Annotated in this window: 15 protein-coding genes and 1 pseudogene; 8 read left to right on the forward strand and 8 right to left on the reverse strand. The window is 63.8% G+C overall.

What is annotated here, in order from left to right; translation table 11 throughout:
• Window positions 1-58 precede the first annotated feature (58 nt).
• Genes ABIB06_RS21615 through ABIB06_RS21625 form a run of 3 tightly spaced genes read left to right on the forward strand, consistent with a single transcriptional unit; the run spans window position 59 to window position 1,345 of the window.
• Window positions 59-373 (forward strand): ArsR/SmtB family transcription factor, encoded by a 315-nt coding sequence (locus ABIB06_RS21615; protein ID WP_354052555.1) that lies wholly within the window; start codon window positions 59-61, stop codon window positions 371-373.
• Window positions 366-836 (forward strand): SRPBCC family protein, encoded by a 471-nt coding sequence (locus tag ABIB06_RS21620; protein WP_354052518.1) that lies wholly within the window; start codon window positions 366-368, stop codon window positions 834-836. Before ABIB06_RS21615 ends, ABIB06_RS21620 begins: the two co-directional genes overlap by 8 nt.
• The gene (locus ABIB06_RS21625) at window positions 833-1,345 is read left to right on the forward strand and encodes an SRPBCC family protein (RefSeq protein ID WP_354052516.1); all 513 of its coding nucleotides are present in this window, start codon (window positions 833-835) and stop codon (window positions 1,343-1,345) included. Before ABIB06_RS21620 ends, ABIB06_RS21625 begins: the two co-directional genes overlap by 4 nt.
• A gap of 18 nt (window positions 1,346-1,363) precedes the next feature.
• Here the strand turns inward: ABIB06_RS21625 and ABIB06_RS21630 are convergent, their stop codons facing one another.
• Entirely contained in the window at window positions 1,364-1,543 is a 180-nt protein-coding gene (locus ABIB06_RS21630; protein WP_247339425.1) for a hypothetical protein, read from the reverse strand.
• Window positions 1,544-1,940: 397 nt separating this feature from the next.
• Between ABIB06_RS21630 and ABIB06_RS21635 the strand changes: the two genes are divergently transcribed.
• A complete protein-coding gene (locus ABIB06_RS21635; protein ID WP_354052514.1) occupies window positions 1,941-2,747 on the forward strand; it encodes a transglutaminase-like domain-containing protein in 807 nt (268 codons plus the stop codon).
• A gap of 54 nt (window positions 2,748-2,801) precedes the next feature.
• Here the strand turns inward: ABIB06_RS21635 and ABIB06_RS21640 are convergent.
• From ABIB06_RS21640 to ABIB06_RS21660, 5 genes and pseudogenes are all read right to left on the reverse strand, one after another.
• Window positions 2,802-3,011 (reverse strand): annotated as a pseudogene (locus tag ABIB06_RS21640) (hypothetical protein); the annotation flags it as partial.
• A 129-nt stretch (window positions 3,012-3,140) separates the two neighbouring features.
• Window positions 3,141-4,751, reverse strand: coding sequence for an acyl-CoA synthetase (locus ABIB06_RS21645; RefSeq protein ID WP_354052512.1), 1,611 nt, complete (start codon window positions 4,749-4,751; stop codon window positions 3,141-3,143).
• Window positions 4,752-4,761: 10 nt separating this feature from the next.
• A complete protein-coding gene (locus tag ABIB06_RS21650) occupies window positions 4,762-5,901 on the reverse strand; it encodes an epoxide hydrolase family protein (protein ID WP_247447607.1) in 1,140 nt (379 codons plus the stop codon).
• A gap of 63 nt (window positions 5,902-5,964) precedes the next feature.
• Window positions 5,965-6,420 (reverse strand): GatB/YqeY domain-containing protein, encoded by a 456-nt coding sequence (locus ABIB06_RS21655; protein ID WP_354052510.1) that lies wholly within the window; start codon window positions 6,418-6,420, stop codon window positions 5,965-5,967.
• 33 nt (window positions 6,421-6,453) lie between these two features.
• The gene (locus ABIB06_RS21660) at window positions 6,454-7,182 is read right to left on the reverse strand and encodes an alpha/beta fold hydrolase (protein WP_354052508.1); all 729 of its coding nucleotides are present in this window, start codon (window positions 7,180-7,182) and stop codon (window positions 6,454-6,456) included.
• Between the two features lie 146 nt (window positions 7,183-7,328).
• Here ABIB06_RS21660 and carA point away from each other — a divergent pair, with 146 nt between their 5' ends.
• Window positions 7,329-8,519 carry a glutamine-hydrolyzing carbamoyl-phosphate synthase small subunit gene (gene carA, locus ABIB06_RS21665; RefSeq protein ID WP_354052506.1) on the forward strand — a complete coding sequence of 397 codons (1,191 nt, stop codon included), beginning with the start codon at window positions 7,329-7,331 and terminating at the stop codon, window positions 8,517-8,519.
• Between the two features lie 248 nt (window positions 8,520-8,767).
• On the forward strand, window positions 8,768-9,289 hold the full coding sequence (locus ABIB06_RS21670) for a cupin domain-containing protein (RefSeq protein WP_354052504.1): 522 nt from the start codon (window positions 8,768-8,770) through the stop codon (window positions 9,287-9,289).
• A 114-nt stretch (window positions 9,290-9,403) separates the two neighbouring features.
• On the opposite strand, the gene ABIB06_RS21675 is transcribed toward ABIB06_RS21670, so the two are convergent.
• Window positions 9,404-9,928 carry a Dps family protein gene (locus ABIB06_RS21675; protein WP_354052502.1) on the reverse strand — a complete coding sequence of 175 codons (525 nt, stop codon included), beginning with the start codon at window positions 9,926-9,928 and terminating at the stop codon, window positions 9,404-9,406.
• 113 nt (window positions 9,929-10,041) lie between these two features.
• Between ABIB06_RS21675 and ABIB06_RS21680 the strand changes: the two genes are divergently transcribed.
• The gene (locus tag ABIB06_RS21680) at window positions 10,042-10,743 is read left to right on the forward strand and encodes a class I SAM-dependent methyltransferase (RefSeq protein WP_354052501.1); all 702 of its coding nucleotides are present in this window, start codon (window positions 10,042-10,044) and stop codon (window positions 10,741-10,743) included.
• 231 nt (window positions 10,744-10,974) lie between these two features.
• On the opposite strand, the gene ABIB06_RS21685 is transcribed toward ABIB06_RS21680, so the two are convergent.
• On the reverse strand, window positions 10,975-11,346 hold the full coding sequence (locus ABIB06_RS21685) for an ArsR/SmtB family transcription factor (protein ID WP_354052499.1): 372 nt from the start codon (window positions 11,344-11,346) through the stop codon (window positions 10,975-10,977).
• A 110-nt stretch (window positions 11,347-11,456) separates the two neighbouring features.
• Between ABIB06_RS21685 and ABIB06_RS21690 the strand changes: the two genes are divergently transcribed.
• Complete coding sequence (locus ABIB06_RS21690) at window positions 11,457-12,626, forward strand: MFS transporter (protein ID WP_354052497.1); 1,170 nt, start codon at window positions 11,457-11,459, stop codon at window positions 12,624-12,626.
• Window positions 12,627-12,755 lie beyond the last annotated feature (129 nt).

Genomic DNA, 12,755 nt, shown 5'->3' on the forward strand with positions numbered 1-12,755 from the left:
GCGCGCGCCAAAGACATCATCTTGACATGCAACTATTTGGTTGCCTATTATCCTCGCCATGGATGACGTCTTCAAAGCGCTCGCCGATGCGTCACGACGGTCGCTGCTCGACAGGCTTCACGCCAGGAACGGCCAGACGCTGAACGAGCTCTGCGAAGACCTCGCGATGACGCGCCAGGCCGTGACCAAGCACCTTGTGATTCTGGAAGAGGCCAATCTGGTCACGACCATCAGGCATGGCCGCGAGAAGCTGCACTATCTCAATCCGGTGCCGATCCAACAGATCGGCGAACGCTGGATCAAAAAATTCGAGCGCGGCAAGCTCGCCGCGCTGAGCGAGTTGAAACGCCAGTTGGAGAAGCGCGATGAGTAAGCCGCAATTCGTCTATGTCACCTACATCGAGACCACTCCGGAGACACTGTGGAAGGCGCTGACGTCGAGCGAATTCACGAGGCAGTACTGGTTCGGCGCCGAGGTGCAGTCGGACTGGAAGGTCGGTTCCCCCTTCGCGCTCCTGCTGGAGGGCGAGACCACCGATTCCGGCGAGATCCTCGAGGCTGATCCGCCGCGGCGACTGTCCTACAGCTTCAAGCACCAGAAATACGAGGAGCTGCGCGGTGAGCCGATATCCCGCGTCGTGTTCACGCTCGAGCCGTTCGGCTCGCTCGTCCGTTTGACCGTGCTGCATGACGGATTCATCGAAGGCGGGAAGTATCTCGGGGCCGTCTCCAATGGCTGGCCGGCGATCCTGTCCGGGCTCAAGAGCCTGCTGGAAAGAGGCAAAGTGCTCGCCATTCCGCGCGCAGCCCTCAACAAGGGACTCGATGCAAAATGAACCTTGACCAATTCAAGCCGCTCACCGTCTACACCATCTACATTGCCTCGACGCCGGAAAAGGTGTGGGAAGCACTGACTTCGGCCGAGTTCAGCAAGCAGTACTTCTTCGGTAATGCCGTGGAGGTCGAGTCGCGACTTGGCGGCGCGTTCATCGTTCGCACGCCCGATGGCGCCCTGCACATCAGCGGCGAGGTGCTCGCATACGATCCGCCGCGAAAGCTCTCGGTCAGCTTCAACGTCAATTGGCCCGAGCTGATCGAAAAGCTCGGACCGACCCTGGTCACCTACGAGATCGAACCGGTCGGCGAAGCCGTTCGCCTCACGATGAGCGAAGGCCACGACCGTCCGCTCAGCGACGACATCCTCTCCGGCGGCCGCACCGGCTGGCCCGCAATCCTGTCGGGGCTGAAGAGCCTGCTGGAAACGGGCAAGGCGCCGCAGATCAAGACGGCGCCGCCGGTGCAGATGCTGGAAGCGTTGAAGGCGATGGGGATCAAGACACCGTAGCGGGCGGGCTCTGGGCCCTCATCGCTTCTTCTTCACCGCCGGCGGATTGATCTCGTCGATCTTGCGATTGCAATCCGCTTCCGAGTCGTGCGGTCCCGAGACAAAGGTCCCGCTGACCTTGATCGCGTACCAGCCCGACTCTACGCCGAGCCGAAGCGCTTCTTCTGTCTTGACGTGCCGTGGGGAGAACGTTTGCATCAGGGGTGCTTTCGGTTGGCGTTCGATCTCATGATCGAATCGCGGTGGAACCTTCGGGCGTCCGCGGCATGAGCCTGCCGCGTCCAGCTCACCCGCTGGAATGGGCAGTATGCGCAACGACCGCTGTTATGACGTCGGCGACGAGTTGACTTTACCGGTGCGAGGGAGTGAGGCGCTTCACGTCGCGCGCGAATAGTCGTGGCGCTGCGTATGCGCAGAGAAGACAGGCCTTTCCGACATTCCCGCACCGTGCGCGCAATCGCTGCAATTAGCTATCGCTTTCTCGTCCGCGCCGCGCTTTTGAAGCGCCAATGCCGCTTTCGATCCAATAAGCCGTCGAAAGCCTTGTGTGCGACCGCTCCGTAGCCATGTTGGGAGCTTAGCCAAGGGAAAACGTATGAAGCTCCGCGTCGGGTTTGAGATGCTGTACGAATTCCCGCAGCCCACGCCTATGCTCATGGTGTTGGGCACGCACTTCACGCGCGCCTCCGATGTCATCGTGCCCGACCTGCTGACCACCAGACCCTCGGTGGCGATCAGTCCCTATCGTGACCTCTTCGGCAATTGGTGCAGCCGCATCGTGGCGCCGGCCGGCGCCTTTCGCCTTGCCGGCGACGGCGTCGTGAGCGACAGCGGTCTGCCCGACCCGGTGTTTCCGAACGCGTCTCAGCACGCCGTCGAAGCGCTGCCGGCCGACACGCTGGTCTATCTGCTCGGCAGCCGCTACTGCGAGACCGATCGCCTGTCGGATATCGCATGGAAATTGTTCGAGCACACGCCGCCTGGCTGGGCGCGGGTCCAGGCCATCTGCGATTTCGTTCACCGTCACATCGCTTTCGGCTATGAACACGCGCGCGCAACCAAGTCGGCGCGGGAAGCCTACGACGAAGGCAAGGGTGTGTGCCGCGACTATGCGCATCTTGCCATCACGTTCTGCCGCTGCATGAACATCCCGGCGCGCTACTGCACCGGCTATCTCAGCGACATCGGCACGCCGAAGCCCTGGGCCGTGGGAGATTTCGCCGGCTGGTTCGAGGCTTATCTCGGTGGAAGCTGGCACATGTTCGATCCGCGCAACAATACGCCGCGGATCGGCCGCGTGCTGATCGCACAAGGACGCGACGCCGCGGACGTCCCGATCACCCAGACGTTCGGTCCGAATACCCTGCTCAATTTCAAGGTATGGACCGACGAGGTTGCCTGATGACCGGCAGCAGCGCCGCCCTCAGCGCCGATGAATTTGCATCATTGGCCGAGATTAACTCGAACCGACCTCATCCGGCGCTCGTCGCCTAGCAACGGGCGAATAGCTCGCTGCCATTGCGTCCGGCTCCTGTTCCGCCACTGGCACCACGATCCGCCGATAAAGATGCCAGTTCGCGTGCCCGAGCACGGGCAGCGTCGCCACCGGGCCCAAGAAATACGGCAGCGCCGAGACGATCAGCAGCATCACGATGACGGCGGCCCAAAATCCGGTCAAGGCGCCCGACGGAGTCGGCAACGCCCTCATCCTGACCAAGCCGTTCCGGGGACGAGACCTCGCAGCGATGCTGCGGTCAGCGCTGTCGGCGCCGTCGCGATGAGATGACGACGTGCTCTACCCGAGCGCCCGCAGTTCGCGCCGCAGCACCTTTCCGGTCGCCGTCATCGGCAGTGTCTCCGCGAACTCCACGAAGCGCGGGTATTCGTGGGCGGCGAGCTGCACCTTGACGAACTCCTGGATCTCGCGCGCGAGCGCATCGCCGGCGGCAAAGCCCGGGCGCAGCACGATCCAGGCCTTGATCGATTCGGTGCGGATCGGATCGGGAATGCCGACCACCGCTGCCATCGCCACCGCCCGGTGCTTCATCAGCGTGTGCTCGATCTCGGACGGGCCGACACGATAGCCGGCGGTCGTGATGACGTCGTCCTCGCGGCTGACGTACCAGAAGTAACCGTCCTCGTCCTGGATGCCGAGATCGCCGGTGAGCAGGAACTCGCCGGCATATTTCTTCGCCGTCGCGTCCGGATTGCGCCAGTACTCGATCATCGTGCACGGGCACGGCTGGCGCACGCCGATGATGCCGCGCTGTCCCCTCGGCTGCTCCTCGCCTGTGTCGTTGACGATGCGAACATCGAAACCCGGCGTCGCCTTGCCCATCGAACCGGGGCGGATCGGAAACAGATTCGCGTTGCTGCCGATCACGAGATTGCATTCTGTCTGGCCAAACACCTCATGCGCGTCGATGCCAAAAGTCTCGCGCACCCAGCCGAGCAGCTCGCCGCCGAGGGATTCACCGCCGGTGAAGATGCTGCGCAGCTTGACACCGGAATGCGTCACGCCGGCCTGCCGCATCAGTTTTAGCGCAGTCGGCGGCAGGAAGACGTTGCGGACACCGAGATCGGCCATCATCTGCATCGCCGCCTGCGGCTCGAATTTTCGCGCGCGGTGACCGACCAGGGGAATGCCGTGATACCAGAACGCGAACAGGCCGTTCACGAGTCCACCGATCCAGGCCCAGTCCGCCGGCGTCCACATGAGATCGCCGGCGCGCGGCAGGAAGTTGTGGCACATCTCGACATTGGGGAGATGGCCGAGCACCACGCGATGCGCATGCAGCGCGCCCTTCGGATTGCCTGTCGTGCCCGAGGTATAGATGATCAGCGCGGGATCATCCGCAGACGTGTCCACCAGTGCGAAGTCAGGCGATGCGGCCTTGATCGAATCCCAGAACGATTTCGTGCCCGCGGCTGCGCGCTCGCCGACGACATAGACGTTCTTCAGGTCCGGCAGCCGGTCGCGAATCTTCGAAAGCTTCTCCCAGCCGCCCTCGTCCGTGACGATCGCCTTGGCCTGTGAATTCGAAAGCCGGAACTCCAGCGCGTCCTCGCCGAACAGTGCGAACAGCGGGATCGAGATCATCGCCGAACGGAATGCCGCCATGTGCGCGATCGGCAGCTCCAGCGATTGCGACAGGAACACCGCGACGCGGTCGCCGCGGGCAAGACCATCCGCCTTGAGAACGTTGGCGAAGCGACGCGACATCTCCGCGACCTCGTCGAAGGACGTGCGCGTGGTGACGCCGTTCTCGTCGACATAGACCAGCGCGAGGCGGCCGGTGCCGTCGGCGTGGCGATCGCAGCAGGCCTCCGCCATGTTGAAGCGCGCCGGGACGTCCCAGCGGAAGTTGCGATAGAGCTCGTCGTAGGTTGCGGCTTCAGTGAGCATGAACTTGATCCTACCTCACGGTCGCGAAGAACTTGCGGACCTCGCCGACGTACAGCTCCGGCTGCTCGAACGCGGCGAAATGGCCGCCCTTCTCCATCTCGCTCCAGTGCGTGATGTTGTGGAAGTTCGGCTCCATCCAGCGCCGCACCGGCGTGATGATCTCCCTGGGGAAGACAGCGACACCGGTCGGCACCTTGACGACCGGCGTGGTGCGGCGCTTGCCAAAACTTTCCCAATAGAGCCGCGCCGATGAGGTCGCCGTCTCCGTCGCCCAATAGAGCATGACGTTGTCGAGCAGCTCGTCGCGGGTGAAGATGTTTTCGGGATGGCCGTTGCAATCGGTCCAGGCCCAGAATTTTTCCAGAATCCAGCCCGCCTGCCCGCTCGGCGAATCCGTCAAGCCGTAGCCGAGGGTCTGCGGCCGCGTCGATTGCTGCTTCGAATAGCCGGAGTCGAGATCGACGTAATGCTTGAGGCCGGCGAGCGCCCGCTTCTCCTCCGGTGTCGGCTCGCCATCGACCTTCGGCGCTGCGTTGAAGGCGAGCGTGATGTGAATGCCGGCGCAATGGTCGCCGTCCTGCATGCCAAGCGAGGTCGTCACCGCCGAGCCCCAGTCGCCGCCTTGCGCGCCATAGCGCGCGTAACCGAGCCGGTCCATCAGCTTGGCCCAGGTCGCGGCGATGCGATCAACGCCCCAGCCGGTGGCCTTCGGCTTCGCGGAGAAGCCAAAACCCGGGAGCGACGGACAGATAACATGGAAGGCATCGGCGGGATTGCCGCCATGCGCGGCGGGATCGACCAGCGGCGCGATCACCTTCTGGAATTCGACGATCGAGCCGGGCCAGCCATGGGTGATGATCAGCGGCAGCGCCGCCGGCTCCTTCGAGCGCACATGCAGGAAATGGATGTCGAGCCCGTCGATCTCGGTGGTGAACTGCTCGAAGCGATTAAGTTTCGCTTCGCGCGCCCGCCAGTCGTAGTCGTTGGCCCAATAGGTGCAGATCTCCCGGATCCATTTCAGCGGCGCGCCCTGGCTCCAGTCGTCGACCAGCTCCGCCTCCGGCCAGCGCGTGCGCGCGAGGCGCGACTTGAGGTCGGTGAGGATGTCGTCGCCGATGGCGATGCGAAAGGGTTTTATGGCGCCGGTCATCGGTTGCCTCCCGAGTTTCTTTCGTCATTCCGGGCGCGCGAAGCGCGATCCCGGAATGACGGCTCAGCCCGTCAGCGCCGCCTTCACCATGCCGCTGGCCTTGCCGAAATCCATCTGGCCGGCGTACTTCGTCTTCAACACGGCGATCACCTTGCCCATGTCCTTCATGCCGGCCGCGCCGGTATCGGCGATCGCGTCCGAGATCGCTTTCTTCACGTCGTCGTCCGACATCTGCTTCGGCAGATAGGCCGAGATCACCGCGATCTCCTCGCGCTCCTGCGCGGCGAGCTCGGCACGGCCGCCCTTCTCGTAGAGCTCGACCGATTCCTGGCGCTGCTTGATCATCTTCTGAAAAACCCCGAGCAGGTCGGCATCCGACAGCGGCGGCTTGCCGTTGCCGCGCGCCTCGATGTCGGCGTTCTTGATGGTCGAGTTGACCATGCGCAGCGTGGACAGCTTGCGCTCTTCCTTGGCCTTCATGGCCTCCTTGACCGCATTGTTGATGTCGTCGCGCAGCATGATCGTGCTCCCCTAGAATATCCGACGCCTGATCTAGGCCGTTCGCAGCCCTGAGACAACCGGGGTTCCCAGCCATTCGACCAGCGCTCGCACCGTTGCCCCAGGCTGCTCCGGCTGCGGCAGATGTCCGCAATTCTCCAAAACGACGAGCTTCGCGCCGGCAATGCCCTCCGCCATCTCTTTCGAGAACGCGTTGGGGATGGTGTTGTCCTGATCGCCCGTTAGCACCAGCGTCGGGCATTTGATCGTGGCAAGCGTCGGCCGTGAATCCACCCGCGCGATGATCGCGGTCTGCTGCCGCAGATAACCTTCGACGCCGACGTCCTCGCCCTGCTCATGCACGAGCTGGCGAATGGCGGCATCGTCGCGGCGCGAGGGATGCACCAGTTCGGGAAACATCTCCTCGCGAGCCGCACACAGCTCGCCGCGCTTGGCACGCTGCATAAGGCCGCGGCGGCGCGTGGTCGCCTCCTCCGTGTCGGGCCGGGCCTGCGTGTTGATCAGCGCGAGCCTGGCCACCCGCTCGGGCGCCTGGCGCATGATATCGAGCGCGACGTAGCCGCCCATCGAATGGCCGGCGAGCGCGAAGCGCGGCGGCGCCTCGCTCAGCACCCGACGGGCGATCGCGGCCATGCTGTCGTCACGGATATGGTTGGCGACCATCACCGGGCCGAACCGCCAGAGCGAGGGGATCACCGGGGCATAGATCCGGGCCGAGGACGCCAATCCCGGAACCAGCACAATCGGGGTCGTCTGGTCCATTATTGCCTCTCAAGCCCCGGAATTTGCCGGAAATTATGCCACCGAGCTTAAGGGCCCGAGGAGAGCTGTCAAATATGCAAAAACGCATGTGAATCCGCGCTTCTCCGCTTTGACGGCAGCGCCCGCGGGGACTATGAACCGGGCTTATGACACAATCCGAAAACGATACCGCCTGGCCGGACCACAAACCGACCGCGCTGTTGGTGCTTGCCGACGGCACGGTGCTCGAAGGCTTTGGTCTCGGGGCCGAAGGCCAAGCCGTCGGCGAGGTCTGCTTCAACACCGCGATGACCGGCTACGAGGAGATTCTCACCGATCCCTCCTATGCCGGCCAGCTCATCACCTTCACCTTCCCGCATATCGGCAACGTCGGCACCAACGACGACGACATCGAGACGGTGAACATGGCCGCGACGCCCGGCGCGCGCGGCGTGATCCTGCGCACCGCGATCACCGATCCCTCGAACTATCGTGCCACCAAGCATCTCGATCAGTGGCTGAAGGCACGCGGCATCATCGGCCTCTCCGGCATCGACACCCGTGCACTGACCGCGCTGATCCGCAGCAAGGGCATGCCCAACGCCGTGATCGCGCACGCCAGGGACGGCGAGTTCGATCTGCACGGCCTGAAGGAAGAAGCGCGCGAATGGCCGGGCCTCGAAGGCATGGACCTCGTGCCGATGGTCACCTCCGGCCAGCGCTTCACCTGGGACGAGACGCCGTGGCTGTGGGAGAAGGGCTTTGGCCGCCAGGACCAGCCTGAGTTCAACGTCGTCGCCATCGACTACGGCATCAAGCGCAACATTTTGCGCCTGCTCGCCGGCGTCGGCTGCAAGGTGACGGTGGTGCCGGCAACGACCTCGTCCGAAGATATTCTTGCGATGAAGCCGGACGGCGTGTTCCTGTCGAACGGTCCGGGCGATCCGGCCGCGACCGGCAAATATGCCGTGCCTGTGATCCAGGACGTGATCAAGTCGGGCACGCCGACGTTCGGAATTTGTCTCGGTCACCAGATGCTCGGCCTCGCGGTCGGCGCCAAGACGAGGAAGATGCATCAGGGCCATCACGGCGCCAATCACCCCGTGAAGGACGAGACCACCGGCAAGGTCGAGATCACCTCGATGAACCACGGCTTTGCCGTGGACGAGAGCACCCTGCCGACGGGCGCGACCCAGACTCACATCTCGCTGTTCGACGGCTCCAATTGCGGTATCCAGCTCGACGGCAAACCGGTGTTCTCGGTGCAATACCACCCCGAGGCCTCACCGGGTCCGCGCGATTCGCACTATCTGTTCCAGCGTTTTGCGGACCTGATGCGGCAGAACAAGAGCGCGTAAGGACCACCGCTCCCGTGCCCCGGGCGCAGTGCCATAGCGCGTCGAGACGCGCGTGAACGCGCCTTAGGCGCCGCTCTTAGCGGCGTGATGCGCTGCTGAACCGGGGCCCCTGCCCGCGGCACTCTGGGTCCCGGCTCTGCGCAGCAACGCAAGAGCGCTGCAGCGCGTCCGGGACACGAGACCTCCAGAGGAACGCCTCCTCCTGCTTTAATGTTGTCTCGACACCTTCGTGCAGCAGGAGCCCCGCCATGCCCGCCGTCCGCGATAATGCCGAGCCGCTCGCCATCGTGTTCGAGGACGACGGGCTCGTGCCGAACAACATCCTCCCGTTCCTGGTCTACCAGGGCGCGGTGAAGCTCGATTCCAGACAGCCGGAAGAGACGATCGAAAATATGTTCGAAGCGAACGGCTGGGGCGGGACGTGGCGCAATGGGGTCTTCGACTATCTGCACTATCACGCGACGGTGCATGAGGTGCTCGGCGTTGCGCGCGGGAGCGCGCGGGTCCGCTTCGGTGGCGACCACGGTCAGGAGCTGGAGATCAAGGCCGGGGACGTCGCGATTCTCCCTGCCGGCACCGGGCATCAATGCATCAAGGCGAGCGAGGGTTTCTGCGTGATCGGCGCCTATCCGCCGGGTGCGAAGATGGAGATCACCCGGGCGACGCCGGAGAATCACGCGAAAGCGCTGAAGACGATTCCAAACGTCGCGCTGCCGCCGGCCGATCCGGTGACGGGCAAGAATGGCGCGTTGATGCGGTTGTGGCGGTAGTCGCAACGACGGTGCCGCAGGGGTGGGCAAAGCCAAGCGTGCCCACCAAACGACTTGAACTGCAGATAGATGGTGGGCACGGCGCGCGAAGAGTGCGCCTTTGCCCACCCTGCCCTACGCCTCGTTGGCGCCTTCCTGACGTGTGGCTTCGAACAGGAACCAGGTGCGGCGCTCGGTCTCGTCGATGAAGTTCTCGAGGATGCTGGCGCTGGCGACGTCGCCGACCTCGTCGCACACCTCGTGCGCCTTTCGCATCGCGCTCGCGACGTGCTTATTGTCCTGCATCAATTCACGCAACATCTCGCGCGGCGGGACGTAGTCCTCGTTGTTGTCCTTGATGGTCTGGAGTTTCGCGACCTGGCCGATCGACTTCAGCGTGGTGCCGCCGATCTTGCGGACCCGTTCAGCGAGCTGGTCGGTGGTGGCGAAGATCTGGTCGGACTGTTCGTCGAGCAGCAAATGATAGTCGCGGAAATGCCGGCCGCTGATGTGCCAGTGGAAGTTCTTGGTCTTCAGATACAGCGCGAACGCATCGGCCAGAAGCACGTTGAGCGCCTCCGAAACCTTCTTGACCGCCTGAGGCGACAGATCGGTGGGGGTATCGAGGTCGGGCGAGACCTTGGTAGGGGCTTTGCTCACGGGAAACCTTCCTGTTAGGACGCGGACATTGACGGCGCGCCGTCGCACCCCTAACGCAGGCGGGCAGCGCCGGTTCCTTTGGCGGAACCGTTTGGCCGGGGCCCTCAGATACCATGGACGATTGGATCGATTATTACGACTCGACGCATACGATCTATGTCAGCAAGTTGCATCGCGACTTGCACTTCCAGATCATCGCACGGGACATCATCGGCTATATCTCCTCGCCCGAGGCGAACGTGCTCGACTATGCCTGCGGCGAGGCGCTGTCCGCGAGCCAAGTGGCGGCGGCCTGCGGCAAGTTGATCCTCGCCGAGCCTGCGCCCGGCGTTCGCGGCCGGTTGATCGCGCGGTTTGCCCCGAACACGAAGATCCGCGTCCGCTCGCTCGACGATGTCCACAACATGCAGGAGCAGTCGATCGATCTCGCCGTGATGAACTCGGTCGCGCAATACATGACGCCGGACGAGCTCGATGCCGCGCTCCTCAACTTCCGACGTATTTTGAAGCCCTCCGGCAAGCTGGTGCTCGGCGACATCCTCCAGCCCGACGTCGGCATGTTCAGGGACGTCACAGCGCTGCTCAGCTTCGGCCTGCGTCACGGCTTTTTGAAAGATGCGCTGATCGGGCTGATCAGCACCGCGCTGTCAGATTACCGTCATCTGCGTACGCGCATTGGGCTGCAGCGCTATAGCGAGGACGAGATCACCGCCAGGCTCAAGGCCGCCGGCTTCGCGGTCCAGCGCGCTGACGGCAATATCGGCCACAATCGCTGGCGGATGACCTTCATCGCGCGGCCGCCTTTGGTGCGTTAAGCATAACGATTGCCTGGGGTGGCTTGTCGCACCCCGATCGGCAATGATCGCCACGGCCCGGTGGCGGAAGCGTCTACGCGAGAGCAGTGCATCGCTCTTCATCCTGGTTCAAATCCAGGCCGGGTCTCCAGCCTTCGCTGGCTTCGCCAGCTTAGGCCAGGCGTGCCCTTTCGTAGCGAAGACTGCCTCGACGAAGGGCGAAATCGGCGTTGGCGCGCAATCGTCTCAGCTTCATCCCGCAGCAGGCACTTCGCACTCCGACAGCAGCTGAAGCCGGTCGGCATCCTTCGCTGCCGATTTCACCACCGCATCGAGCAGTCCGGGGAAACGGGCATCCAGATCCTCGCGGCGCAGCCGCATGAAGCGGTTGGTGCCCGCCACGCGCGTCTGCATCAGACCGGATTCCCGCAGCTTCGCGAAATGATAGGCGAGATTCGACTTGCCGCTGAGCGCATTGAAGTCGCCGCAGCACAATTCGCTACTGACACCTTCCTGCTGGGCGAGCTGGTAGACGATCGCCAATCGGATCGGATCGCTCAGGCAATCCAGAACCATCGGCAGCTCGATCTGCTCGCGGGTGGGGTGGGGTGGCGTGCGGCTCATGGCTCACGATCATAGCGAAATGGTCTCGATGTTCAATAGTTCTTGAACCAATTGACTCATGCACCGGTCCAATTGATAGTTCAATAAACATTGAACATGGGGATTTTCCGATGAGCGTATTCTGGTTGGCCCTGGCGGCCTTTGCGATCGGCACGGAAGGCTTTGTCATTGCAGGACTTTTGCCGGCGATCGCAACCGACCTGTCAATTTCCGTCTCCGCCGCCGGCCAATTGGTCACCGCCTACGCCCTCACCTATGCCGTGGGCTCGCCAATCCTGGCGGTGACGCTGAACAATATTGACCGCCGCACCGTGCTGGCCCTGGCGCTATCGACCTTCATCGCCGGAAACCTCGCGGCGATGGTGGCGTCCAATTACGGCCTGCTGCTGGCCTTGCGCATGCTGATGGCGCTGGGCTCCGGGCTGTGCATGCCGACCGCACTGGCCGTATCCGTGGCCGTCGCCTCGCCGGAGCGGCGCGGCCGCGCGGTGGCGCTGGTCACGTCGGGACTCACGGTTGCGACCGTCATCGGCGTTCCCCTCGGCAATCTCGTCGGCAGCCTCTTCGGATGGCGTGCGACCTTTGCCATGGTCGCCCTGATCGGCGCCGTCGCGCTCGCCGGCCTCCTGCTCGGCCTGCCCCGCGGCCTGCCGCGCAACACGGCCTCGCTCAGCGAGCGGCTGGCGGTGGCGCGTCACAGCAATGTCCTGATCGCGCTCGTGATCACGATTTTATGGGCGCTCGGCGGCTTCACAATGTTCACCTATTTCGCGGTCCCGCTGCGCGCGCTGGGCTTCGATGCCTCGCGCATCAGTCTCGCGCTCCTGGTGTTCGGCGCGGCCGCGGCGATCGGGAACATGCTCGGCGGCCTGTTGGCCGACCGGCTGGGCACCATCGTCACCGCGGCGCTCGGCCTGACCGGCATGGCCAGCGCGCTTTTCCTGCATTCGCTGGTGCTGAAATTCCTCCCCGGCCAGGCGCATTACGCGATCCTGGGCCCGATCTTCCTCCAGGGCCTTTCGGGCTGGGCGTTCTATCCGGCCCAGGTCGCCAGCATCATCAGGATCGACCCCAAGGCCTCGATGATTGCGCTCTCCCTCAACGCCTCGGCCATGTATCTCGGCTTCGCGATCGGCGGAGCCTTCGGAGGCGCCGTGCTTGCGGCGTGGAGCCCGGCTGATCTCGGCTGGGTCGGCGGATTGAGCGTTTCGGCTGCCCTTCTGGTGCACCTTGCCCGTGGCTGGCAGGCCCGACCAAAACCGGTCAAAATTGCCGGTTGATGGGCGTTTTTCGGGGTTTCGCCGCCCCGAAAACTGGTCTAAGACCCACCCGCGCGCAGGGAGACCACCGCGCTCTCGGCCAAAGGGACGCGCAGCAAGCGCGCCCTTTTTTTGTGCCCAAATTCCACT

It is taken from the genome of Bradyrhizobium sp. LB8.2 (assembly GCF_040548035.1).
Lineage (GTDB): Bacteria > Pseudomonadota > Alphaproteobacteria > Rhizobiales > Xanthobacteraceae > Bradyrhizobium.

Bases quoted from the DNA above. Each gene is read 5' to 3' on its own strand.
- ABIB06_RS21615 (WP_354052555.1), top strand. From the start codon at position 59: ATGGATGACGTCTTCAAAGCGCTCGCCGATGCGTCACGACGGTCGCTG.
- ABIB06_RS21620 (WP_354052518.1), top strand. From the start codon at position 366: ATGAGTAAGCCGCAATTCGTCTATGTCACCTACATCGAGACCACTCCG.
- ABIB06_RS21625 (WP_354052516.1), top strand. From the start codon at position 833: ATGAACCTTGACCAATTCAAGCCGCTCACCGTCTACACCATCTACATT.
- ABIB06_RS21630 (WP_247339425.1), bottom strand. From the start codon at position 1,543: ATGCAAACGTTCTCCCCACGGCACGTCAAGACAGAAGAAGCGCTTCGG.
- ABIB06_RS21635 (WP_354052514.1), top strand. From the start codon at position 1,941: ATGAAGCTCCGCGTCGGGTTTGAGATGCTGTACGAATTCCCGCAGCCC.
- ABIB06_RS21645 (WP_354052512.1), bottom strand. From the start codon at position 4,751: ATGCTCACTGAAGCCGCAACCTACGACGAGCTCTATCGCAACTTCCGC.
- ABIB06_RS21650 (WP_247447607.1), bottom strand. From the start codon at position 5,901: ATGACCGGCGCCATAAAACCCTTTCGCATCGCCATCGGCGACGACATC.
- ABIB06_RS21655 (WP_354052510.1), bottom strand. From the start codon at position 6,420: ATGCTGCGCGACGACATCAACAATGCGGTCAAGGAGGCCATGAAGGCC.
- ABIB06_RS21660 (WP_354052508.1), bottom strand. From the start codon at position 7,182: ATGGACCAGACGACCCCGATTGTGCTGGTTCCGGGATTGGCGTCCTCG.
- carA (WP_354052506.1), top strand. From the start codon at position 7,329: ATGACACAATCCGAAAACGATACCGCCTGGCCGGACCACAAACCGACC.
- ABIB06_RS21670 (WP_354052504.1), top strand. From the start codon at position 8,768: ATGCCCGCCGTCCGCGATAATGCCGAGCCGCTCGCCATCGTGTTCGAG.
- ABIB06_RS21680 (WP_354052501.1), top strand. From the start codon at position 10,042: ATGGACGATTGGATCGATTATTACGACTCGACGCATACGATCTATGTC.
- ABIB06_RS21685 (WP_354052499.1), bottom strand. From the start codon at position 11,346: ATGAGCCGCACGCCACCCCACCCCACCCGCGAGCAGATCGAGCTGCCG.
- ABIB06_RS21690 (WP_354052497.1), top strand. From the start codon at position 11,457: ATGAGCGTATTCTGGTTGGCCCTGGCGGCCTTTGCGATCGGCACGGAA.